Here is a 23,620-nt window from a genome sequence, read left to right on the forward strand (position 1 = left end):
GCACTCTTTTTTGATTTAATTTTCTCTGTTTCCATTTGTTGACTGAATTTTAGTCAACTTTTCTTAGGACGAGACATTAATAGCAAAAGGGCTTTAATAAACATTTATTAGGGCCCTTTTGCTTATTAACCGTACAACATCAGCCTATACAATCGGGCTCATTGCATATTCATCAAACTTGATTCAATGTACTATTGCATCATAATTCTCACTGTCAGCCTTGACAAATCCGGGATAACAGCACAAATATTGATAATCAATGAAGGAGTGCTGACAAAAAAAGCCGCCTCAATTTCTTGAAGCGGCTTGTATTACCATTTTAATATTTACTTATTGTAAGACTATCAATTCTTTTTCAAAGTAATATTCATTATACGTGGCGCACCGGTGTTATATGCAACATGTAGTGTAAATGTCTCAGTAGCCGGATCATATGTATTTGTCATTCCAGCTGGAACAAATAATGTTTGATAAGTACTGGTACAAGTAACAGTGTTATCCGCGTTAACAGTTAAGTTCAGGTCAGCTTGCAAATCAGCCAAAGCAGGACCATCAATTGAAGTAGCTCCTGAGGTAGTCATGGTTACATTATAGTCAAACGGCAGCGTTCCCAAAACCGGGTGTATTCTTTCTCCAGTTGCATGGTACGAACCATCATACTTATTTTTAACTCCGAATACCGATACTATAGTATCAGGTCCGGCTTTTTTCGTGAGTCCTGCCCCGACACCTGTTAAAGCATAAATTACGGCGTATTTCTTGGATGCATCAAATTGAGTCCCGTCAACGTTCAGAACTAATTGTTTTGCAAAATCTCCGGGTTGGAAATTTATGGTTAAACCGGTTGCTGTTGCCACTACAGATTTATCCGAAGATTGCGTTGCCAAGGTACTCGGAATAGACGAATAGGTGGTTCCGTTCGCAGCATTATAGTCGTCAACAGAAATTGCTGTTAGCGTAGCGGTTCCGCTCTTTTGTAAATCACCACTGCTTGCTGCATCTCTCCTAACCGTAAACATCGCAACAGGTTTTATATCACTAAATGGCAAAAAATACTGATTGTATGAAGGTGCCTCACCAATCCATACAAATGTCTTCCCTACGCCCGTTGCTGGAGTGCCCTTGAAAGCGTCCTTGCGGCAAGCGCTGAAAAGCACCATAAGGCAACTGCTAAGCAACAGATATTTTAAAACTTTATTTTTCATTTGAGTAATTTTTTAATGTTAATGAAAGTATCATCAATGAATTTTATCTTTTCATCCTTTGTTTTCCAACTACGGATATGATAGTTTCAAATATGTTAATTTAATCAGTATCTACTTATGGTGTTACATCCCACCAAACACGGTTATCCTGAGAGTCTGTACCAGCCGCTGGCCCGGTTTCTCTTGCAATAGCAGCTTTCACATTAGCTCCATTAGTTTGATTTTCAGATGTTGCGTAGGTAAACCTGCGCACAATTTGACCTGATGGGTTTGTAGCGCCTGGAGCCGGAGAAAGCGTAGGATATCCCGTTTTACGCCATATATCCCATGCCATATGCCCGTCAGGATAACTAGCCAGGTATCTTTGGATGCTTATAGGCTGTTCGTTTCCGCCGGTACCTGGAGCTGCTGTAAGCAACACACCGTTCTGAGTGTAATAGCTCGCTGCCGGTGCTGCCAATCCCCATTGATCAAAAGACAATGCAATACCTACATTGTAAGTTGATGCAAAAGTTTCGCTCGTCCAGCCTATATCAGCAGCTTCAGCCCTTGCTAAAAATACTTCGGCAGCGCTGATTATTACGACAGTACTTGTTTCGGTACGCTTATCTGCACGCATAACAAGCGCCCATTTCGGGTTGGCTGTAGTAAATGCGGTAACGTCCGAACGGCTTAGGCCCGGAGGGATACCTATAGCTGAAGTAACCGTACCACCGGTAACTTGTCCCGGGTCAGTATAATCACCACCAAACGGAACGGTCCTTCCATCACTGAAGCCTGCGGTCAGATCGGTAACCACTTTACTTTCTGCATAATCCGTTCTTCCGTTATATAAGTTCCACCACGGATCTTTAAAAGCCGAGCCAGGATAACTAATCGCCATATTTTCAGCGTTAGTTGTGATACCACCTGCAGCTAAGGCTGCATTAAAAGCGGCCGCGGCATAGTCGCTCGCACCAGGTACTTTTTTAGATAACTGTATGGCTACCAACATTGATAATGAATTAGCTGCTTTCTTCCATGAGGCTACATCACCATTATAAATTATATCTCCGGGTATCGGACCGTTATCCATTGAGGCCGATGCTGATGCCAAAGTAGCAAGGATGCCTTTGTAAATATCTTCCTGTTTGTCATAAACCGGCGTGATTGATTTCAATCCCTGTAGGGCCTGGCTATAAGGTACATCACCCCAGGCGTCTGTTATCTCCCAGAATATAAATTGCTGCAATATTTTGGCAACCGCAACCGAGTTTTTGTCCTGATTAAGATTGATGACGTTTTGCAAATCGAATAAATCGCCGCTATAGTAGCCGGTGAAGGACAGCTGAGGCAAGCTATAGGTTGAAATTCCCGGATATTGGGTTTCTGTAAAATACTGCGCATATTCCCCACCGTACTGCGATAAATTGTTAGTTGATACGTAGGTGCCCAGGTTTGCTTCAACCTGAGTTATCAGTGCGGGAACAATCGGTTTGGTAGTATTTCCCGGGTCCAGGTTAGTATTCCCAAAATCGTTCGGCTTTCTACAACTCATTTGCCCTAACACAAGCAGAGTTGTAATTGCACATATATATATCTTTTTCATTTTTTTATCTTTTTTAATTTAAATTACATTTAAAGTCGACGCTATCAGAAACCTATTTTAAGGTTAAATCCTATACCTCTTGTTCCAGGTAATTGTCCTTGTTCACCCTGAACACCACTGATCTGTGAAGGATCAAAATCCTTGGTTTTTGCATAGATCAACCAGAGGTCGCGTGCCTGTATTTGGAACGATGCGCTCTTTATATAATTTGAAATTCCTAATTTATTAACTGGTATACGGTAAGCTAAACCTACTTCACGTAATTTGATGAAGGTTAAGTCTTCGATGTATGGGTCAAATGTTTGATTATTAACGAAATTATGGAAATAATCATAAGCACCTACATAAGTGCTAACTGCTTTTCCGGTCGCATCAACACCTGTCACATGCACACCACCACCAGCAGAAACATCATCACGTACCGGGTTTCCTTTATCATTCAGCACAGCTGTACGGGCAGTTAAACCGCTGTATGTGCCCCACATGTCTGACAGGGAGAAGGTCTTACCACCAAATTGGTAGTCAATATTTACGTTAATGGAAAAGTCCTTAAATACAGTAAACGTATTTTGAATACCCCCTGTATGTTTCGGAAGCACGCTACCATAGTAAACATCAGGATTGTTTTGATAAAATCCGTTATTGTCTAATATCGGAATACCGGCAGCATTACGTAAAATACCGTTGCCATATAATTGGCCCCATTCCTTGCCAGTTTGCTGAACTAAGATGGGAGTAACTACACCTGAAAACTGCGTATTATTTGCCGAAGTAACCCTATATACACCATATTTGTTGCTGAGCTCGACGATCTTATCTTGCAGCAAGTTCGAATAAGTGGCATTAAACGTCCAAGTGAAGTTTGTAGATCTGAAAGGCTGAGCCATCAAATTAAATTCGAGGCCGTTCTTCTTAATCAGACCAAAATTGGTCAATATTGATGAAAATCCGCTGGCACCGTTAACGCCTAGAGTAGCCGGGAACTTGTTTTCAGTATCAGCAAAATAAGTTGCAGAAATTCCGAGCCTGTCGTTCAGGAACCTAAGGTCAATGCCCAATTCCCTTGAGGTTACAGTTGAACCTGTAAGTGATTGATCCACATACTGATCCGGCGAGGTCATCAACAGGTTGCCTTTAAATTTGTTGGCGTTTACGGTGTAAGCTGATCCCGGGAACCTATAGGCGCCAAATGGATCATTGCCATTAGGATCGCCATACCCGGCGTTGGTAAAACCAAGCGCTCTAGGAACTTGGCCCCAGCTCGCCCTCAATTTGCCATAGCTCAACCAGCTGCTCTGGCTCTTCAGGAATTCGCTAAAGATGAATGAACCACCAATTGATTTTGATGTAACTGAGTTCTGATAACTAGGCAACGTTGAATACCAGTCGTTACGTATTGTTCCATTAAGGAATAATACATCCTTCCAGCCAAATGATGCGGTTCCATAAACTGTGTTACTCTCTTCATGTACCCTGTTATTAACTAAGGTTACAGGGTCAACCGAGTTATTAACTGTATAAAGGTTCGGTATGGTCAAACCGTTATTGGTTTGTACCGAATTGTCTTTCCAGGTCCAGGTAAACACGTCTGTACCAACATTCGCATCGATAGTAAAGTCTTTTATCTTTTTGTTGTAACTGGCTAATAACTCAACGTCTTCACGGTTTGAATAGGTGTTCTGCGTATAGTAACTGGATTTAACACCGGTTTGAACAGCGCTCTGCTCCAGAGGATATGCTGTGATATTCTCTGTAAAGCTGGTATATTGCTGTTTACGGTAAGTAGCCTTTATATTAAAATCCTTATTTAATTTATAGGTCAAAGATATGTTACCGTACAAACGGTCACGATTGTTATAATCTATAATATTATCCTGGTAAGAAAAGAAGTTATACCAATAGTTAGCACCATAAAAATGCTGCGGATTGTTGGGATCATATACCCCTGGGTCAAGGTGGTTCCAGGTTGCTAAAGTTCCGTCAGGAGAGTGCAAATTTTTAAGCTCCCTCATGATGTTCATATCCAGATCACGGTGGAACCATGAGCTAAATGAACCCGTAGTTTGGTTGGCGTAACCATCCTGAACTGTTCCGTGTTGTTTCTGATTAATATAGTTAATATCTGCAGAAAGTGTTAAATGTTTGTTCAGATCATAGCTATAATTCAGGTTTAAAGTGTTTTTCCTAAGATCCTGATCAGGGATTAAGCCTTTTATATATTCGTTGCCATAACCCATTCTGAAGTTATAATCATCACCGGCTTTATTGAAAGCAATGGTATTATTTAAAGTAACACCGGTGTTAAAATAATCCCTTGCATTATTAGGTTGCGGTACAAACTTGGCAGTTTTGTAAGAGTATTTACTTCCCGGATACCATGCATACCATGGAATATACTCCTGGCCAACCATTTTTGGTCCCCAGCTGCTATCGTCCGAATAATCCGGATAATATTTTCCGCTCAAAGCTTTCCATGCATCAGGGTCACCTGCTTTCCAGTTGTACTGCTCCAGGTTAGGGTCATTACCACCGCCATAGGTGTTTTGATAATTTGGCAATAAATATACATTGTCAAATGTTGCACCTAAATTCAGGTCGATACCGAGACCAGCGTTCTTTTTAGCCTTTTTGGTTGTAATAACGATAGCACCATAAGCACCCTGTGATCCAAATAAAGCTGCAGCCGCAGCACCTTTTAACACTGTAATGGTTTCAATGTCGTCAAGGTTGAGGTCGCTGGAATTTGGAAGGATAGTACCATCAACAACATAAATTGCACCGTTACCTGTTCCCAGGCCCGAAGCGCCACGAAGCCTTACTTCAGTATTCCGGCCCAGTGCCGCAGCAGATTGACTGCGCACTTGCATACCTGCAACTTTACCTGCCAACGCATTGTTAATGTCTGGTTCGCGAACGGTGTTCAGCTCATTTGATGTAACTATCTGTGCCGCACTGGAGTTTGAACGGGCACTTTGCTTAATGCCGTAAGCACTAACAACCACCTCGCTCAATTGCGCACGGCTTTGAGCCAGTGCTACGTTGATTGTGGTCTTGTCGCCAACAACAACTGTTTGCGGTGCTGTACCAACAAAGGATATCACAAGGGACGCTCCGTTTGGCACGCTTAAGGTAAATTTACCAGCGGCGTTGGTTTGGGTACCTTCATTTGAGCCTTTGATTTTTACTGTAGCTCCCGGAATGGGTAGGCCATCCTCTTTGGCCGTAACCGTACCAGTAATCGTACGGTTTTGTGCAAAAACCTGCGTTACGCATAACATCAGAAAGCACAAACTTACTAGTAGAAGTTTTTTCATTTCGTTAATAATAAGATCAGTTAATAGTTAATTAAAGCTAAAAGTAGTATTAGATTATTAAAAAGTCAAATAATTTATTTCAAAAAGCTGAAAATTTTTTAAAAAAGCGACTTTTTGTCACAATTTTTAATAATTTTAGTACTATGTATTGCATAATACAATTTAAAACATATATCTTTGTTGTATGATTGTTGAAAATACACAGACCCAGATGAGGAAGGGTGTTTTGGAATATTGCATTCTTTCCACGATAGCAAAGGGCGAAATATATGCCTCGGATATAATTGCCGAACTAAAAAAGGCCCAGTTGCTCGTAGTTGAGGGGACATTATATCCTCTCCTGACTCGTTTAAAAAATAATGGACTCCTCAGTTACAACTGGGTTGAGTCAACCTCCGGACCGCCACGAAAATACTATGTCTTATCAGACGAGGGCAGGAAAGTATTAGAGCAACTCGACAAAACCTGGCAGGAACTGGCTTACGCGGTACAAATATCTATCGGAGATAGGAAAGTAAAATAACTAGCAAAAAACCAAGATCATGAACAAAACAATTATCATCAATATAAATGGCATCGTTTTTCATATAGAAGAAGATGCATACGAAGTATTAAAGAATTATATGACGGATGTAAAACGTCATTTTATGAATTCGGACGATAGTCTGGAAATCACCACCGATATAGAAAACCGCATAGCCGAGATGTTTAATGAATTACTCGCTAACGAACATAAACAGGTTATAATAGAGCAGGATGTAAAATCGGTAATAGAGCAAATGGGCACCGTTGAAGATTTTGAACATGCCGAAGAGGATACTAAAGCCTCATTTACCAATGCTTATTATCATACTGGAGCTACGCGCCGCCTATTCCGCGACCAGGATGATCATCTCATAGCAGGCGTCTGTTCAGGCATAGCTAATTACTTTGATATGGATGTAGTTTGGATCCGTTTGGCTTTTGCACTGATCGTACTGGCTGGTGGCACAGGCATTATACTATATATCATATTATGGATAGTAATCCCTAAAGCAGTTACCCGTGCAGACAGGATGGTAATGAAGGGTGAAAAGCTCAACCTGCAGGGTTTCAAGAAAAACTTTGAAGAGGAAATGGGTTCGATGCGCGATAATTTTTCAAACTTGAAGCACGAAGCCAAGCCATTTGTTTACAAAACACGTGATTTTATAGGCGACTTCTTTTATCACCTGGGTACCTTCTTTAATGGCGCAGGCAAAATCTTGTTGAAACTGATCGGATTATTTATCCTGCTATCCTGCTTCGCTGGATTGATATTTTTTATAGTAGCTTTTGTAGCGTTACTTGGCTTTGGTCAGTTTGCCCCATTTCATGATATGCCTTATGGCTTATTAAGACACCACCACCCCGAATACATTTATACAGCAGGATTTATAGTTATTACAGTGCCGCTGGTAAGTATTATACTACTGACATTAAAAGGTATATTCAATACAGGTTCAATAAGCAGATCGGCAGGTACAACTATATTGGTTATCTGGTTGTTTGCAATAGCCGTTTTTGTGTATGATGTAACCCGGATAGCTGCCGACTTTAGTTCGTCCGCCAGCTACAGCGAAACTATTAATCTGAAAGCCGCAAAAAACAACACCTATTATCTGAAGCTAAACGATCTTAAATATTTTACCGCCGAGGATAGTGCCCGGTTAAACATCAAAAATCTGGCGCCCAATATGAAGATAACTGATGACGAAGACAACGACTTTGATCATTATCGTCAGCGGGTTAGACTATCGATTGAAAAAAGCGATGTCGATCAGCCGGTATTAATCGAATCCTATCATGCCAGGGGTAAAAGCTATGACGATGCTTTAACTAACTCACGCAATATCAAATATATCTACACTCAGCAGGATAGTTTATTAAAGTTTGATGAGCGGTTTTATCCAAAAAATGATGAGCTGTGGCATGACGAGGAGGTCTATCTTACCTTAAAGCTTCCAATGAACGCCAAGATCATTATTGAGCGCGAGCTGGACAGAATTTCTGACATCAGAGTTTATGACTGCAATGAACTAAACAAGCGTGATGGCAATAAACTGAGCGACGCTATCTTTATTATGACTGACAATGGATTACAGTGCAAAGTCGATACCATGGTAACAGATACAGTTTTAAATAAACATCTTTTGAGCGATAGTGCTAAAAAGCTAAAAAAATGAAACCGGTAAACAGATACATAAGCCTGCTGTTGATATGCGGGCTTATGTTGCCATTATACGACAAGCATACCTATAATAATATAGGTATCAAGAACAATGGGCGAACCTGTCGGGAAAAAATACAGTCAATAAAAGGTCCTGACTGTAAAACTGACGAAGGTGGCTTCTCCTTTTTTAAAGACGTAATATCTAATATAGCGCCCGCCCTAAAAAATTTAAAATAACATTCACCGACAAAAACGTGCTATTCACCTATGCGAATATCACTTTTCGCCGAAAACCTCAAAATCGCCTGTAACCTTCACAGGGGTTATTGCATCTTAATATAAAAATAACAAACACAGGCTACTACCAGCTAAACCCCATTTTTGATGATTTTCAAAAAAAGAAGAGTACTCTTAAACGGTGTAGGTATTGCCTGATATTTAGAACTACAAAACAATATACCATCTATGCAAATGAACTATTAATACCCAGTTACCTACCCAAAATTTCGGTTAGATAACCGGCAAGTTAAAACAAAACTTATTAACCTTTTAAAAAGAGGGGCAGCCCTCTACTGGAAACTTTTTGCCCGAATTTTTACAAAACACAACATTATGAAAACGTTTACCCATAAAATATATCTTACGCTACTGCTTCTTATGGTAGCAACAGGAGCTGCATTGGCGCAATCTTCCGGGCCATCGGCAAATGTTAGCGGCTCCTTGCTCGACGAGCAAGGAAAACCAATGATGTTTGCTACTGCCAGCTTATTAAATGCAAAGGACTCCACCATAGTAAAGGGCGCTATCAGCAATGAACAGGGCGTATATTCTTTCGACCATATCAAACAAGGCCGCTACGTTATTAAAGCCACTACGGTTGGATATCAGAAAGCAGTTAGCCCGCCTGTCACGGTAGCCGATAACGGATCGGTTACTGTACCTGAATTGAAAATGCAGCCTAATGCACATAATTTGAATACGGTGAATGTAACCGCTGCAAAACCGCTAGTGGAACGAAAAATAGATCGTACCGTAGTAAATGTTGCAAACAGCCCGCTTGCGGCAGGCAACTCGGCAATGGACATTCTTGAAAGAGCTCCTGGAGTTAGCGTTGATAAGGACGATAACATCAGTTTAAAAGGCAAACAGGGTGTAACCGTAATGCTCAACGATAAGCTGACCTATTTGACAGCAGCGCAATTAGCTACTCTTTTACGTTCTACCGATGGTAATACTATTGAGTCAATAGAAATTATTACCAACCCTTCCGCTAAATATGACGCGGCAGGCAACTCGGGTATCATCAATATCAAGCTAAAAAAGAATAAGCAGACAGGGACAAACGGAAGTCTTACCCTTGGAGCCGGTTATGGCGCTTCATGGAAGGATAATGAAACTTTGCAATTGAATCATAAAGAAGGCAACCTGAACGTATTTGGCACGTTTAGTCACAACGATAACAAGCGTATACAAAATATCGATATCAAACGTATTATTACTGGTACCGACGGAAGTCGAACCTATTTTAACCAGTTCAGCCCGCTCGCTACCAACAACCACAACAACAGCTACCGTTTTGGAGCTGATTATGATCTGTCTTCTAAAAATACAATTGGGTTTGTACTCAGCGGTTATTTTAATAACGAGGACGACAGTAACGACAACCGTACTTACATTGGAAAGAACTATAATACAGCCCAGGCCGATTCATCATTGCGTACCGTTTCGGGCATTCATCAAACCTATAATAACTTCGCCGTTAACCTGAACGATACCTATAAAATAGATACAGCGGGGCAGCAAATAAGCGTCGACCTGGATTATTCAAAGTTTAGAAATAATTCGGATGCACAATATAGAACTGTTTTTTATTTTGCAGATGGCACCCTAAAGCCTGACAAGGCCTTTTTAGGTAACCTGACACCATCAAATATCGACATCCATACTGCCAAAGTGGATTATGCAAAGCCTTTGACTAAATCAGTAAAGCTGGAAACAGGTTTTAAATACAGTGATGTAAAAACCGATAATAATTTGAAGCAAACTACTGTTGACGGTGCTCCTGATACCAGTGTTAACCACTTTGTATATGATGAGAAAATAACTGCAGGATACCTCAATTTAAATAAGCAATTTAAAAACACCTCTATACAAGCTGGTTTACGTGCTGAATACACACAATCGAACGCGGTAGGCGATTCAATGAACAATGTGCAACGTATACCAAGAAGTTATTTGAATTTCTTCCCAAGTGTATTTATCAATCACACCATTAATGATAAAAACGAATTCAGCTTATCCTACAGCCGGCGTATCGACCGTCCGCAATACGATAACCTGAATCCATTTGTGTATCACCTCGATCCGTATACTTATCAGAAAGGTAATCCATATCTGAGGCCACAGTATACAAACAACTTCGAGTTCAACTATACCTATAATAAGAGTATCACTTTAACATTAGGCTACAGCCGTACTACGGATGTGATAACCGAGGTACCAGGGACTGATCCCGCAACAAAGGTTGCCTACGTAACCCAGCAAAACCTGCAAGTGCAAAACAGTTATAATGCCAATCTGTATGCGCCTTATACAATCACCAAATGGTGGGACGGCAACCTGAATGCAACAGCTTTTTACCTCGGCTTTAAATCAAACAACCTCCAAGGAAGCAATCTTGACAGGGGCCAAACCGCTTACCAGATAAGGGCAACAGAAACATTTAAACCATTAGCCGGATACAAATTGGAAGTTACGGGCAATTATCAGTCGGCCTTGACTTATGGCCTATTCTATGTAAAGCCCCAATATTCTGTTGATGCCGGGCTGAGCCACTCTTTTGCCAACAAGAAAGCCAATATTAAGCTTTCGATGAGCGATATCTTTAATACTCGCCGTAATGATGTAACCAGTAATTATGGATCGGTTGATTTTGATATCCGCCAGAAACGCGAATCAAGAATAACACGGTTGACATTTACTTACAACTTTGGAAGTACCAAAATAAGAGCCCGCGAACACCAGAGCGGTGCAGATGATCTTAACGGAAGAGTGAAGGGGAACAATTAAGTTGGCAGTTTTCAGTTTGCAGTCGGCACCTTTTCTAAATACAACCGACTGCAAACTGCCAACTAATAGCAGTACACTGCAAACCGCCCATTTCAAGCCGCCTACTGCCCTACCATAAATACGGCATTGCCGAATAATAGTTTGCCATTTTGCCAGAAGCTGCGGAAAATGGGGTCATCTACCAGGTAAACTACTGAACCGCGGCCAATCGATTGGACACCGAATAACAATCCACCCTTTAATTTCTCTTTGGCCTTCTGGCCGACAAAGCCTTCCACATAACCGTTCTTTTTGATGGTGCCCACATTCCAGCCATCGTCACCCAGGTAGTTATATATTACATCATTCAGTTTCAGGGTGAAGTAATATTTCTGCAAGCCAAAACCAAGCGGATGGGTATTATCCATATCAACTTTATAAATAGCTCCCGGCACACTTGAACGTATCGCGTCATGATCTCTGTCGGCATAAACTTTTATAAGGTTTTCCTTGCTTTTCGAACTGGTATCATGTTTGTCGGTCATGCTCTTTATCGAAAAACCCTTTTTGTCAGCAAGCATTGAAACGGTATTTTCCATGGCAATGAGTTTGCCGCCATCATGAACCCAGCTTTGTAGTCTTTCAACGGGCAGATCATCATAAGATCCGTCAGGAAATATAATCACATCAAAATCATTAATGCGTTCGCGGCTCAGGTCGTGGTATTTGACAATGGTAAGCGGGTAGTTGATCTCCTGATCAAAAAAATGCCAGATCTCACCCATTGCTTCTGACGAGCTTCCTTCCCCCGATATCAGTAACACCTTTGGTTGGTGCAATGATTTGATCGCGCTCGAACCCAAATCAGCACCCTTATCTACAAAACCTGATTTTAATACGGACAATGTTACATGGCAATCTTTTGCGGATGCAATGACCTTTTCGTCAAAATCGCCGGCGTTATTACCTGCGCGGGTAATGATTAATGAGCCGGCTGCAAATTTTTGTCCTGCTGATTCAAATGGCGCTTGTGAGCAACGTACCTTTATATTTTTTTTATAAAGCTCAGCCAAAAACTTCACCTCAAAAACAGACCGCCATGGAACAACATAAGCATAAGCCTCTCCTTTAGTTACACCCGGGCTAGTAGTCTCTATTGATTTCGTTTCTTCCGGCTTAATTGACTCTCTCAAGCCATAAGCCCTAAGGCCATAAGCATATGGCAGCGACCAGGCGGTAATATCATAAGTATTAGAGTCTGCCAGGAAAGTCCTGGGTTCAAGCAATACATTTAATAATACGGATTTAGGCTGATAAGCATTGACCACCAGATCGTGCGGCTCGATTGACAACTGTTCCATCTTGCCGGTAACATAGTCAAATCCTACCGCTGAGTGCTTATTCGTATGACCGACTTTAATACCATTATTATGCAGCAGTTCGGCTAACATAGCCAGGTTATCTGGATTGTCGTTTTTGATAATATAAGTTTTATACTCACCCGGCGGATTCGCACGGTTACTGTCATAGTATTTTTTGAACTCAGTTAATGCACGTGATGCATTTGCAGAAACAGTCTCGACAGTGCTCAGGCTGTTCGAAAGATGATGTGTGATACGATCTGCTAAAGTCAGTGTATCGCCGCTTCTTGTTGCTATAGCCAATCCTGCTCCGATCCCCCCTTGCTCATAGGTCATGCCGATTGAACCATTATAGATCGGATAGGTATCGCCATACGAAGGGTAAAGCAAGTCGAATTCCTCTTTAGTAAAATACATCCAGCCATTCTGATCAAAATACTTGGCATTGTTCTTCCCGATGATAGTCTGAAACTCCTTTTGCCAGGAAGTAATGTCTTTATGAAAAGGCTCTGCAGCAGGTGCGAAATAGTAAGGGGCATTATAACCCTGTTCGTGAAAATCCACATGCACCTGTGGCAGCCATTCGTTAAAAAGCGCCAACCGGGCTTTGGTTTCCTTCTGAGTTTGCCAAGCCCAGTCGCGATTCAGGTCGAAATAATAATGGTTTACCCGTCCGCCTGGCCAAGGCTCTGAATGTTCACGCGAAGTAGGGTCGGCATTCGGTGTAACACCTTTTACCGAATTATAGTAATTAATGTACCGCTCCCGCCCATCTGGATTTAAGCAGGGGTCGATCACCACCACCGTATTTTTAAACCAGGGTTGCGTACGTTTATTGGTAGGATTAGCCAATTCATAAAGCGCCTGCATAGCGGCTTCGCTCGAGCTTGGCTCATTACCATGTACGTTATAACTCAGCCACACAATAACCGGTGCGTTGCTTAAAGAAGTATTATTGCTGCTTAACCCGGCAAGTGATAAATTATACTGACGGATCTCTTCAAGCCGGGCAATATTTTCATCTGATGCTATGAACATCGCCATCAAAGGGCGGCCTTCGTTGGTGCTGCCATATTGTTGTAGTTTCACATTTTTGGAAACCGAGGCCACATATTTAAAATATTCTGCGATACGGAAATGAGGCGTGAACTGAGACCCCAATTTATACCCCAAAAATTCGGATGGAGATTGTAGCTCCTGTGCAAAAGCCATACAGGCAAAGCCCAGACAAAACAGTGATAAAGAGATTTTTTTTAGCATATTGAGAAAGACTAAGCTAAAAATAAAAAATCGAATAATTATTTGCTATTTCAATTTTGCTAATTATATTAGCATCCATTAACCTAACCTTTTCACATTAAATCTGCACCTTTGCATGCATACCACAGTTATGACCCCTATACAGGCCCTGCAAAAATATTTTGGATATAGTGAGTTCCGGCATCAGCAGGAAGCAATCATTCAACACATCTTAAACGGGCAAGATGTTTTAACCCTGATGCCCACCGGCGGAGGGAAATCCCTATGCTACCAATTACCGGCCATGCTGATGGATGGTTTGACAATTGTCATATCGCCGCTAATTGCTTTAATGAAGGACCAGGTAGACAGCCTGAATGTAAACGGAATACCTGCCGCATTTTTAAATTCTACCCAATCGCCCGATGAGCAGCAACACATAACAGATCAGCTTAAAAAGAACAAGATAAAGCTGCTTTACCTGGCCCCTGAGCGCCTGTTTGGGCAGGGCAGTAACCTGATCGCTTTTTTAAAGTCGTTGCCTGTTTGTTTGATCGCTATTGATGAAGCACATTGTATTTCACAATGGGGGCACGATTTCAGGCCTGAATATTTGATGCTGGCCGGATTAAAAAGGGAATTCCCAAAAATTCCGGTCATTGCACTCACCGCAACGGCTGATAATTTGACGCGCAAAGATATTCTTGAAAAATTAGATCTGCGAAATCCCGCTGAGTTTGTCTCGTCATTTAACCGGGCAAATATTACTTACCGGGTTTTACCAAAAAAGAACAGCTTTAACCAGTTGCTGGCCTTCCTGGATGCAAGAAAAGAAGATTCGGGTATTATCTATTGTTTGTCACGCAAATCGACAGAAGAATTAGCCGGCGACCTGAAAAGCGAAGGTTTTTTGGCTGAAGCCTATCATGCCGGTATGGACAATGCGACTAAAGCACGCAACCAGGAAGCTTTTTTGCGTGATGATGTGAAGATCATTGTTGCCACCATAGCATTCGGGATGGGTATCAATAAATCAAACGTCCGTTATGTTGTACATGTAGATCTGCCAAAAAATATTGAAGGCTACTACCAGGAAACCGGCAGGGCAGGGCGTGATGGGCTGCCATCGGATGCCTTGTTATTGTATTCTTATGCCGATGCCAATAAGTTACAGCGTTTTGCCCGGATAGAAGGGAATGAGGACCAAAGCGCGATTATGCTAAAAAAGCTGGACGACATGGTAAAATATTGCCAGTTGCAAACATGCCGCAGGCTATACCTGATGCGCTATTTTGATGAAGACTTCTCCGATAATTGCGGCTCCTGCGATATTTGCCTGAGTGAGTTTGATAAATTTGATGCGACCCTTATTGCTCAAAAGGCATTATCAGCCGTTTTCCGTTTAAATGAACGCTTTGGCAGCAACTATGTGATCGATTTCCTGCGCGGCTCCAGGAGCGAAAAAATAAGGGATGAGCACAAGCAGTTAAAAACCTATGGCATTGGCGCCGATATCAGCAAACCTGAATGGCACCGGTATCTGCGTGAACTGGTAACACTTGGTTATCTATCTACTACTGATGACGCTTACCCAGTATTAAAGCTTACCGGCAAGAGCAACTCTGTACTAAAAGGACAAGAGAAAGTAGAATTAATAGCTTCCCAAACCACGGAAGAAAGGCAGCAGGAAGCTATTCCTTACGAGGCTGGTTTGTTAAGTGAATTAAGATTGACCCGCAGAGATATCGCTATCAATCAAAATGTTCCGGCATATATTATTCTTTCGGATGCTGCTTTGATGGAGATGGCCACTTATCTGCCGCAAACGCTTGACGAATTACGACTGGTATCCGGATTTGGCGAAATAAAACTGGCACGATATGGACGTGAATTTCTGACTCCGATTAAAAATTACTGTATTAAACACGGTTTATCATCTCGGATTAAACAAAAATCCATCAGACGCGAGCGAAAAGTTCAACGGGAAAGCCCAAATGGTAAACTTCGTTCTTCCGATACCAAAATAGAAACGTTTAATTTGTACCGCTCGGGTAAAACCGTTTCTGAGATAGCAGCAGAGCGCGGGCTTGCGGCAACAACAATTGAGGGGCATTTGAGTTATTTTGTTCAGATGGGTGAGATCGATGTGCTGGAATTCGTGAAAGAGGAAAAAATACCGGTCATAAAAGATGCCATTGAAAGTTATGGCTATGAGAGATTGTCCCCTTTAAAAGAAGTATTAGGTGATAATTACAGTTATGGCGAAATTAGGGCTGTTATTGGTTGGATGAACAGGAATATTAATTAAAAAGAGGTGTCACACTGAGGTACTCGAAGTGTCTGCGTAATGGCCTTACCCGCATGCTTCGAGTGCCTCAGCATGACACCGCGCACAAATAATATGTAATACTAAATTATGACTGCTGCAGATCTATACAATATCTATAAAGAGCATCCGCTAATTAGCACAGATACCCGTAAAATAATCCCCGGAAGCCTATTTTTTGCTTTAAAGGGGGATAAGTTCGATGCTAATACATTTGCAGAGCAGGCCATCGCCGCAGGTGCAGCATATGCTATTATAGATAATCCTCAATATCAAAAAGGCGATCAATATGTATTGGTTGATGATGTGTTATCTGCTTTGCAGGATTTAGCGAGGTATCACCGCCGTCAACTGACCATCCCGGTGATAGGACTAACTGGCACCAACGGCAAAACCACCACCAAAGAACTGATCAACGCGGTTTTATCACAACATTTTAATACCTATGCCACACAAGGCAATCTGAATAATCATATTGGCGTACCCCTTACCATTCTTTCCATCAACGCTTCGCATGAAGCCGCGGTGATCGAAATGGGAGCCAATCACCAGAAAGAGATCGAATTGTTATGTACCATTTCTCAGCCGTCTCACGGACTGATTACCAATGTAGGTAAAGCACATTTGGAAGGCTTCGGCGGAGTGGAGGGTGTAAAAAAAGGCAAAGGCGAGCTATACGATTACCTAAAGGCATCGGGTGGTATAACTTTTGTCAATAGTGATAGTGCTGATTTAATGGCTATGCAGCATGCCCGGTCATTAAAAAATGTAACATTTTATGGAAGTATTGACCTTGACAATTTGGTTTCAGGTCAGCTAATTGAAAATTCACCATACCTTACTCTGCAGTGGACCAACAATGCAACAGGAGAAAGCTATGAGGTAAAATCACAGCTAACCGGAGCCTATAACCTGGATAATATACTGGCAGCGATCTGCATCGGGGCGTACTTTAAATTAAGTACCGATGAAATTAATGCCGGTATTAGCGAATATCAGCCAAATAACAACCGCTCGCAGATCGCCCGAACAGCTACAAATACGCTGATATGCGACTATTACAATGCCAACCCGAGCAGCATGGCCGTAGCGATCGAGAATCTGGGAAAAATTGAGGCCAAACACAAGGTACTGGTTTTAGGTGATATGTTCGAGATGGGACAGGAATCAGCAGCTGAGCATGCGGCCATCATTAAAAAAGCGATGGAAACGCCGGTAGACGAACGCATATTTATTGGTGCGGAGTTCGCAGCACAGAAGCCGGAAGTCGGAAGTCGGAAGCCGGCAGCAATATTTTACACTACTGCTGAAGAGGCCATTGCAGGGTTAAAAGCCAATCCTATTAGAAATGCTACAGTACTTATAAAAGGCTCGCGCGGGATGGCCCTGGAGCGATTAGTGGAATTATTTTAAGATCATGTCCGATCCTTTTATATACCTGCAATTTATCCGTCAGTTTATGGCAACATTGCCCGGAACATCGGAAGGTATTTGCTATGGAACACCCGGCTTTTATGTACAAAAAAAGCTATTGGCCCGCTTATGGGAGAATGGCGAGGTATTAGTGGTTCACACTGAAGACCGGGATAAATGGATGCAAGCCAACTCTGAAGTATTTTTCATTACCGATCATTATAAGAATTATCCGTATGTACTTGTTCAACTGGATACAGTTGACCCAGAGGAATTGAAAAAATTGCTTATTGAATGCTGGCTGCAGCGGGCATCGAAAACCTTGGTGAAGGAATATGGTAAATCCTAAAATCTTATATTAGTATATGAAAACATTTGCCCTGACTGTTTTACTCATTATAGCCATTTTTACTACTGCTTTTATTCGTAAAAACGAGTCACCTGACAAAGAAAGTTATATTATAACAGGATCGGTAAAAGGATATCCTGACAGTACTAAATTATACCTGGATGATATAAGTACCGACAACTCAAATACCATCGATTCCACTATAATCATTAGAGGCCAGTTTAGATTTTCGGGTACTATGAGCGGGAATATTTTGCATGCAATAATACATACCAAAAGGTTTAGCGACTATAAATTTTTCTGGATCGAGAGTAACCCTATGACCTTCACTGCGGAAAAGGACAGATTTCATTTTGCAATTATTGCTGGATCGAAAACACAGGAGAAGGACGATGAATTGAATGCAGCAATCAATTTGATAAACCAAAAGTCTGATAGCTTAAATCATCTTATTAATAAAAACACAAGTGAGGGTACAAAAAAAGAAATAGCTAAACAAATTGCTCTAATGAGAGATGAAGAATTAGCAGCAAACGCAGCTTTTATTAAAGCCAACCCCACTTCCATTGTAAGCGCCTATATATTGAGTGTTTATTCATCAACTTTCGGTAAGGATAAGACGACAACATTATATAATAATTTTTCTCCCGAAAATAAAAAATCTATATATGGTAAAAATATATTGCATTTTATCACCCTTAATAGAAATCTGAAAGTTGGTGATCATTATGTTGACTTTTCACAAAAAACGTCACAAGGAAAGGAAATAAAAATATCAGACTATGCAGGCAAAATTATATTGATTGATTTTTGGGCCTCGTGGTGTGGTCCTTGTCGCAATGAGAATCCAGAACTTGTAAAAACATATAATGAGTATAAAAACAAAGGTTTGGTAATCATTGGCGTTTCATTAGATCGTGATGTAGAGAAAAAAGAATGGATAGATGCCATTGAAAAAGATGGGCTAACCTGGCCAAATATCAGTGAGCTAAAGGGCGATAAAAATACAGCTGCCTTAATTTATGGCATCAGTGGAATACCAGACAATTTTTTAATTGATAGAAGTGGAATTATTATTGCCAGAAATTTAAGAGGGCAAGACTTACGAGATAAGTTGAAAGAAATATTTAAATAGTTGTGACCTATTAGTCGTTTTACTACCTCATAGTCCATAAAGCAGCATGGCTAATTTAATTATGAAATCTCCCAATTAACGGATAACCAAATTCGCCACTTCCTCACCTACCAAACTACCCATCGCCACACCCATACCATTGCATCTTACCGCGCAGAAAATATTAGGCTGCACCTCTTGTATAATTGGGTTAATATCTTCACCAAAACCCATAATGCCGCTCCACCAATAGTCTACTTGGGCATTTTGTCCCGGTAAAATCACTTCGTTCAAGTAGGTTGTCAATTGGTCTTTCACTGCCTCAGTATGTCCAAAATCCCAGGTTTTTTCTTTTTTGAAATCGATGTTACGGCCACCACCGAATAAAACCCGGCCATCGATATTCCGGAAATAATAATAGCCTTCATCAAAATGGAAAGCGCCTTTTATCTTCAATCCGGCGATAGGTTTGGTTACCAGCACTTGGCCCCTCCCGGGTACCACATCAAGGTTGGGGAACAATTGGGCTGCAAAGGCATTGGTAGCCAGTATTACTTTATTGGTCTTCAGCTCACCATTTGAGGTTTTTATTCTTACATATCCTTCTTCAGGTTCTATCGCCTCCACATTACATTGGTTCAATACTAAAACACCCCGATCATAAACCTTACCGAGTAGAGCTCTCATCATTTTACCAGTATGGATCTGCCCCTCGTAGGGATTATAGATCATCCCGTGCACTTTATTGAGCCCAAATTCAGCTATTTTGGCATCAGCCACTGCATAAATGTCAGCATGGCCAATCACCTGTTTCAGTAAATTGTTAAAGTATGTTAAATGATCCAGGCTCTCCTGCGCGAGACTTTCTTCATGATCCATAAACAATTCATACCCGCCGTACTGTTGGTAATCAATGTTGTCGTCGCCCAGATTTTCACGCAGTCGTTGAAGTCCACGCCATTTGTAATCCACCAGGCGCAACACTTCCTCTTCTGATGACCGTTTTAAGTAAGAAAGCTGCTCAGAAAGTGAGCCAAAGCATGCAAAACCGGCATTTTTAGTACTTGCACCACTTGGCAGGAAACCTCGTTCCAATACAGTAACTTTCAGGTCGGGCTGTTGCCTTTTCAGATGCAGGGCAGCGCTTAAACCCACTATGCCACTTCCGATGACGATCACATCAGCATGATCTACAAAAGCCGTCCGTTCCCAGTATGAAAATGATTGTTCCACGCTCAAATGTAAAAATTCAAGTGGAATACTTTTTGAAATACCCTTTGTAAATAATACGAACATGAATCATTTATCATTTATAATAGGATACAACTCTGCCTGGTTCCTCATGATTATTGTGGCACTGGTCAGCTTTATAGTACAGTGGCGTTTTAAAAGCAAGTTTAACCAATATGCCGAGATCGGTCTTTTATCCGGTCAGACCGGCAGGGAGGTTGCCGAACGCATGCTGAAGGATAATAATATTTACGACGTGCAGGTAATCTCCGCTGAAGGTGAGCTGACCGACCACTATAACCCGGCAAATAAGACGGTTAACCTTAGTCCGGATGTGTACTATAGCCGCAGTGTGGCGGCGGCGGCGGTTGCAGCTCATGAGTGCGGGCACGCTGTACAACACGCGAAGGCTTATGCCTGGTTAAGTTTACGTTCGACATTGGTGCCGGTAATTAATGTGGCGTCTACCTTAACCCAATGGACTTTGTTTATTGGTGTGATGCTGCTTTTCTTCACCCACAACCCATTTGTGCTGGCTATTGGTGTAGCTGCGCTGGCTTTGGTAACACTATTCAGCTTTATTACGCTGCCGGTAGAGTTTGATGCAAGCAGGCGGGCGCTATTATGGCTAAACAATAACCATAACGTAATGCAGACCCGCGAAGAACATGACCAGGCTAAAGATGCCCTTTGGTGGGCCGCCATGACCTACGTGGTTGCGGCATTAAGCTCCCTGGCTACGCTGGTTTATTATGCTTCATTCCTGTTCAACAGGAGAAACTAATCGTTACAGATTGAATATCCGAACACTTTAATATATTATGGAAAGGTGCATTCTTACACGGATGCACCTTATATTATGCGCTGGCATTCAAATTCATGACAAAAAAAAATTTACAGTTCCATTTACAATTTTTTACAATTGCTATTCCTTCTATTCAAACATTCGGAGGTAGTTTAGGCTAAAATATTTATTTAAAAATATATTTTATGCTTAAGCGATTACTTAAAACCGAAGTCATTTTTGAAAATTGGCTAATCTTCATCAGAATCCTCGTAGGTGTCATGATTGCAGTATATGGCCTGGAAATGTTTGACCCTAAAAAAATGAAAGACGCAGTAGCCTGGCTCACCGATATTCATTTCCCCATCCCTTTATTTATGGCCTATCTGGGCAAAGCCACCGAATTGGTTGGCGGAATTTTCTTAGCTATCGGGTTATTTACAAGATTTGTTTCTATTCCTTTAATAATTAACATGAGCGTCATTACAATTTTCATGGGTAATGGTAAAATTTTTGGCGACGGGCAGTTGCCATTTTTATTTCTGTTGTTTTTCCTGAGTTTTATTATTTATGGCGGTGGTAAGTGGAGCCTGGACAACCTGTTATTTAACAGAAAAAAATAAACACTATGCTGCTGAAAGTGTTGTAACTTTATTGTGCACAAAACACGACGACTATGATCAATCCGGATGATAAATTGCCTGTTGACGATTTCGATAACTCGGAAACAGATGACCAACTGAGCCAGCAAGACGTCCATTCCAATGGGCTGAACGAACAGTTTGATTCAGCTAATGAGGACAGCGCGCCGCCTATCGACCTGCTGCGTCAGGCAGGTGATGCTTCAGAGGCTTCGTTTACTTTGGATGTTGACAGAGGCTATGCTCCTAAGGCAAAAGAAAAAAAGGAAGACTGAGTCAGGATTTTTTTTCAAGGCCTTTTATCAATTGCCCTAAAACACGGAAGCTTTGCTCCATGCGTTCGTCATAGGTCAGGCCAAAACTTATGCGTATAAAATTGGTAAAGCGCGAATCGGTACTAAATATTTGCCCGGGCGCAATGCTAATATTTTGCTCTATCGCCGCCTGGTAGAGCTCAAAAGCGTTTATTTTTTTATTCAGCTCTACCCACAGGGCATAACCGCCTTGTGGGCGGCTTATTTTGGTATCAGCGGGGAAATGTGTCGCAATAGCCTGCATATAACGTAAGCTTTGCATGTGTAACGCCTTTCGCAGGTTGCGCATGTGCAAATCATAGCGTCCTGTCTCAAAAAAATGAGCAATAGCCGCCTGGGTGGGTGTAGCCGAGCTGATGGTATGCATCATTTTTATATTGATGATCTGCTCCTTAAACCTGCCGGGGATGCACCACCCAACCCTGTAACCCGGCGCCAGCGATTTGGAAACGGAGGAACACAGCATCACCCAGCCTTCTTTATCGTAACTTTTGCAGGTGCGTGGACGGCTTTTTCCAAAATAGATCTCGCCGTAAATATCATCCTCTATTAATGGAATTTGTCGTTTAGTGATCAGATCAACCAATTGCTTTTTGCGGTCTTCAGGCATGCAGCTACCTACCGGGTTGCTGAAATTGGTCACAAACAAACAGGCTTTAATATCTAATTTATCCATCGCGCTTTCCAGGTAATCAATGTCGACGCCTGTTTCCGGATGAACCGGTATTTCCAGTACATTCAGGTCGAGGCTGAGCATTACATTAAAAATTCCGAAGTAGGTAGGACTTTCAATAGCAACCGTATCGCCCGGTTTGGTAAGCGCACGCAGGCAAAAGATTAATGCCTCCAGACAACCCTGGGTCGTTACCACGTCATCTTCGGTGATCTGTCCGCCCCAATTAAATGCATTTTTGGCGACCTGCTTCCGTAATGAAATATTACCCTGTACATTTTCGTAGTTCACATTTCCATATGGGCTCTCGCGCATGGACTCGGTCATCGATTTATTGAGCCGGGCAAGCGGTATTAAATGCACTGAAGGTGATGAGGCTGATAAGCGCAGTACATTTTCCTTGGACATGTTCGCGTTTACCATAGCAATCATCTGGCTTACACTGGCCTGTTCGATCTTTTTTAATGGTGGATTGACTTCGGGCACCTTAGCAACACTTGACGGCGAAAATTTTACATAGTAACCTGATTTGGTTCGTGCCTCGATCATCCCCATATTCTCCAATTCGGCATAGGCTTTATAGGCTGTACTTATGCTGATGCCCTGCTGCTGACTTAATGCACGTACCGAAGGCAGCTTATCGCCGGTTCTCAGCAGGTTTTGTTTGATCTGCTTTTCAATACGTGCGACAATCTGGTCGTACAAAAACACATTATCAGGCTCTGGAATTAACATTTTCATCAATCTGTTATGGTCAAAAATAATAATTCTGTATCTGTTTTTTTATTGTTGTATGCGTTTACTTTGTAATAATTAATTATTCACTCACA

General features: G+C 41.7%; 16 protein-coding genes. 10 read left to right on the plus strand and 6 right to left on the minus strand.

The window, feature by feature from the left end; genetic code table 11:
• Positions 1-344: 344 nt before the first annotated feature.
• From Q3A68_RS19350 to Q3A68_RS19360, 3 genes are all read right to left on the minus strand, one after another.
• The gene (locus tag Q3A68_RS19350; RefSeq protein ID WP_302902778.1) at positions 345-1,205 is read right to left on the minus strand and encodes a BT_3044 domain-containing protein; all 861 of its coding nucleotides are present in this window, start codon (positions 1,203-1,205) and stop codon (positions 345-347) included.
• Between the two features lie 115 nt (positions 1,206-1,320).
• The gene (locus tag Q3A68_RS19355) at positions 1,321-2,793 is read right to left on the minus strand and encodes a SusD/RagB family nutrient-binding outer membrane lipoprotein (RefSeq protein WP_302902779.1); all 1,473 of its coding nucleotides are present in this window, start codon (positions 2,791-2,793) and stop codon (positions 1,321-1,323) included.
• A 44-nt stretch (positions 2,794-2,837) separates the two neighbouring features.
• A complete protein-coding gene (locus Q3A68_RS19360; protein ID WP_302902780.1) occupies positions 2,838-6,107 on the minus strand; it encodes a SusC/RagA family TonB-linked outer membrane protein in 3,270 nt (1,089 codons plus the stop codon).
• Between the two features lie 184 nt (positions 6,108-6,291).
• On the opposite strand from Q3A68_RS19360, the gene Q3A68_RS19365 reads away from it, so the two are divergent.
• The 3 genes from Q3A68_RS19365 (at position 6,292) to Q3A68_RS19375 (ending at position 11,367) form a co-directional block, all read left to right on the plus strand.
• Complete coding sequence (locus Q3A68_RS19365; protein ID WP_302902781.1) at positions 6,292-6,630, plus strand: PadR family transcriptional regulator; 339 nt, start codon at positions 6,292-6,294, stop codon at positions 6,628-6,630.
• A gap of 19 nt (positions 6,631-6,649) precedes the next feature.
• Complete coding sequence (locus tag Q3A68_RS19370; RefSeq protein ID WP_302902782.1) at positions 6,650-8,311, plus strand: PspC domain-containing protein; 1,662 nt, start codon at positions 6,650-6,652, stop codon at positions 8,309-8,311.
• A gap of 599 nt (positions 8,312-8,910) precedes the next feature.
• Positions 8,911-11,367 carry an outer membrane beta-barrel family protein gene (locus Q3A68_RS19375; RefSeq protein WP_302902783.1) on the plus strand — a complete coding sequence of 819 codons (2,457 nt, stop codon included), beginning with the start codon at positions 8,911-8,913 and terminating at the stop codon, positions 11,365-11,367.
• Positions 11,368-11,468: 101 nt separating this feature from the next.
• On the opposite strand, the gene Q3A68_RS19380 is transcribed toward Q3A68_RS19375, so the two are convergent.
• Complete coding sequence (locus Q3A68_RS19380; RefSeq protein WP_302902784.1) at positions 11,469-13,967, minus strand: M14 family metallopeptidase; 2,499 nt, start codon at positions 13,965-13,967, stop codon at positions 11,469-11,471.
• Between the two features lie 115 nt (positions 13,968-14,082).
• Between Q3A68_RS19380 and recQ the strand changes: the two genes are divergently transcribed.
• The 4 genes from recQ to Q3A68_RS19400 all read left to right on the plus strand — a co-directional run bounded on the left by recQ (position 14,083) and on the right by Q3A68_RS19400 (position 19,169).
• Positions 14,083-16,254, plus strand: a complete 2,172-nt coding sequence (gene recQ, locus Q3A68_RS19385; RefSeq protein WP_302902785.1) for a DNA helicase RecQ — start codon at positions 14,083-14,085, stop codon at positions 16,252-16,254.
• Between the two features lie 108 nt (positions 16,255-16,362).
• Positions 16,363-17,685: a UDP-N-acetylmuramoyl-tripeptide--D-alanyl-D-alanine ligase gene (locus tag Q3A68_RS19390; RefSeq protein ID WP_302902786.1), complete on the plus strand. Its 1,323-nt coding sequence runs from the start codon at positions 16,363-16,365 to the stop codon at positions 17,683-17,685.
• 4 nt (positions 17,686-17,689) lie between these two features.
• Complete coding sequence (locus Q3A68_RS19395) at positions 17,690-18,034, plus strand: MmcQ/YjbR family DNA-binding protein (protein WP_302902787.1); 345 nt, start codon at positions 17,690-17,692, stop codon at positions 18,032-18,034.
• Positions 18,035-18,050: 16 nt separating this feature from the next.
• The gene (locus Q3A68_RS19400; RefSeq protein WP_302902788.1) at positions 18,051-19,169 is read left to right on the plus strand and encodes a TlpA disulfide reductase family protein; all 1,119 of its coding nucleotides are present in this window, start codon (positions 18,051-18,053) and stop codon (positions 19,167-19,169) included.
• 75 nt (positions 19,170-19,244) lie between these two features.
• Here Q3A68_RS19400 and Q3A68_RS19405 read toward each other — a convergent pair whose 3' ends face one another.
• Entirely contained in the window at positions 19,245-20,381 is a 1,137-nt protein-coding gene (locus tag Q3A68_RS19405) for an NAD(P)/FAD-dependent oxidoreductase (protein ID WP_302902789.1), read from the minus strand.
• A 61-nt stretch (positions 20,382-20,442) separates the two neighbouring features.
• Between Q3A68_RS19405 and Q3A68_RS19410 the strand changes: the two genes are divergently transcribed.
• The 3 genes from Q3A68_RS19410 (at position 20,443) to Q3A68_RS19420 (ending at position 22,078) form a co-directional block, all read left to right on the plus strand.
• Positions 20,443-21,162 (plus strand): zinc metallopeptidase, encoded by a 720-nt coding sequence (locus Q3A68_RS19410; RefSeq protein ID WP_302902790.1) that lies wholly within the window; start codon positions 20,443-20,445, stop codon positions 21,160-21,162.
• Positions 21,163-21,368: 206 nt separating this feature from the next.
• The gene (locus Q3A68_RS19415; protein WP_302902791.1) at positions 21,369-21,785 is read left to right on the plus strand and encodes a DoxX family protein; all 417 of its coding nucleotides are present in this window, start codon (positions 21,369-21,371) and stop codon (positions 21,783-21,785) included.
• 53 nt (positions 21,786-21,838) lie between these two features.
• Positions 21,839-22,078: a hypothetical protein gene (locus Q3A68_RS19420; protein ID WP_302902792.1), complete on the plus strand. Its 240-nt coding sequence runs from the start codon at positions 21,839-21,841 to the stop codon at positions 22,076-22,078.
• Between the two features lies 1 nt (position 22,079).
• On the opposite strand, the gene Q3A68_RS19425 is transcribed toward Q3A68_RS19420, so the two are convergent.
• Positions 22,080-23,531, minus strand: coding sequence for an aminotransferase-like domain-containing protein (locus Q3A68_RS19425; RefSeq protein WP_302902793.1), 1,452 nt, complete (start codon positions 23,529-23,531; stop codon positions 22,080-22,082).
• Positions 23,532-23,620: the final 89 nt, after the last annotated feature.

This window comes from Mucilaginibacter tolerans (genome assembly GCF_030519375.1).
Classification (GTDB): domain Bacteria; phylum Bacteroidota; class Bacteroidia; order Sphingobacteriales; family Sphingobacteriaceae; genus Mucilaginibacter.

Bases quoted from the DNA above. Each gene is read 5' to 3' on its own strand.
- Q3A68_RS19400 (WP_302902788.1), top strand. From the start codon at position 18,051: ATGAAAACATTTGCCCTGACTGTTTTACTCATTATAGCCATTTTTACT.
- Q3A68_RS19395 (WP_302902787.1), top strand. From the start codon at position 17,690: ATGTCCGATCCTTTTATATACCTGCAATTTATCCGTCAGTTTATGGCA.
- Q3A68_RS19380 (WP_302902784.1), bottom strand. From the start codon at position 13,967: ATGCTAAAAAAAATCTCTTTATCACTGTTTTGTCTGGGCTTTGCCTGT.
- Q3A68_RS19370 (WP_302902782.1), top strand. From the start codon at position 6,650: ATGAACAAAACAATTATCATCAATATAAATGGCATCGTTTTTCATATA.
- Q3A68_RS19375 (WP_302902783.1), top strand. From the start codon at position 8,911: ATGAAAACGTTTACCCATAAAATATATCTTACGCTACTGCTTCTTATG.
- Q3A68_RS19425 (WP_302902793.1), bottom strand. From the start codon at position 23,531: ATGAAAATGTTAATTCCAGAGCCTGATAATGTGTTTTTGTACGACCAG.
- Q3A68_RS19415 (WP_302902791.1), top strand. From the start codon at position 21,369: ATGCTTAAGCGATTACTTAAAACCGAAGTCATTTTTGAAAATTGGCTA.
- Q3A68_RS19350 (WP_302902778.1), bottom strand. From the start codon at position 1,205: ATGAAAAATAAAGTTTTAAAATATCTGTTGCTTAGCAGTTGCCTTATG.
- Q3A68_RS19410 (WP_302902790.1), top strand. From the start codon at position 20,443: ATGAATCATTTATCATTTATAATAGGATACAACTCTGCCTGGTTCCTC.
- Q3A68_RS19420 (WP_302902792.1), top strand. From the start codon at position 21,839: ATGATCAATCCGGATGATAAATTGCCTGTTGACGATTTCGATAACTCG.
- Q3A68_RS19390 (WP_302902786.1), top strand. From the start codon at position 16,363: ATGACTGCTGCAGATCTATACAATATCTATAAAGAGCATCCGCTAATT.
- Q3A68_RS19360 (WP_302902780.1), bottom strand. From the start codon at position 6,107: ATGAAAAAACTTCTACTAGTAAGTTTGTGCTTTCTGATGTTATGCGTA.
- Q3A68_RS19365 (WP_302902781.1), top strand. From the start codon at position 6,292: ATGATTGTTGAAAATACACAGACCCAGATGAGGAAGGGTGTTTTGGAA.
- Q3A68_RS19355 (WP_302902779.1), bottom strand. From the start codon at position 2,793: ATGAAAAAGATATATATATGTGCAATTACAACTCTGCTTGTGTTAGGG.
- recQ (WP_302902785.1), top strand. From the start codon at position 14,083: ATGCATACCACAGTTATGACCCCTATACAGGCCCTGCAAAAATATTTT.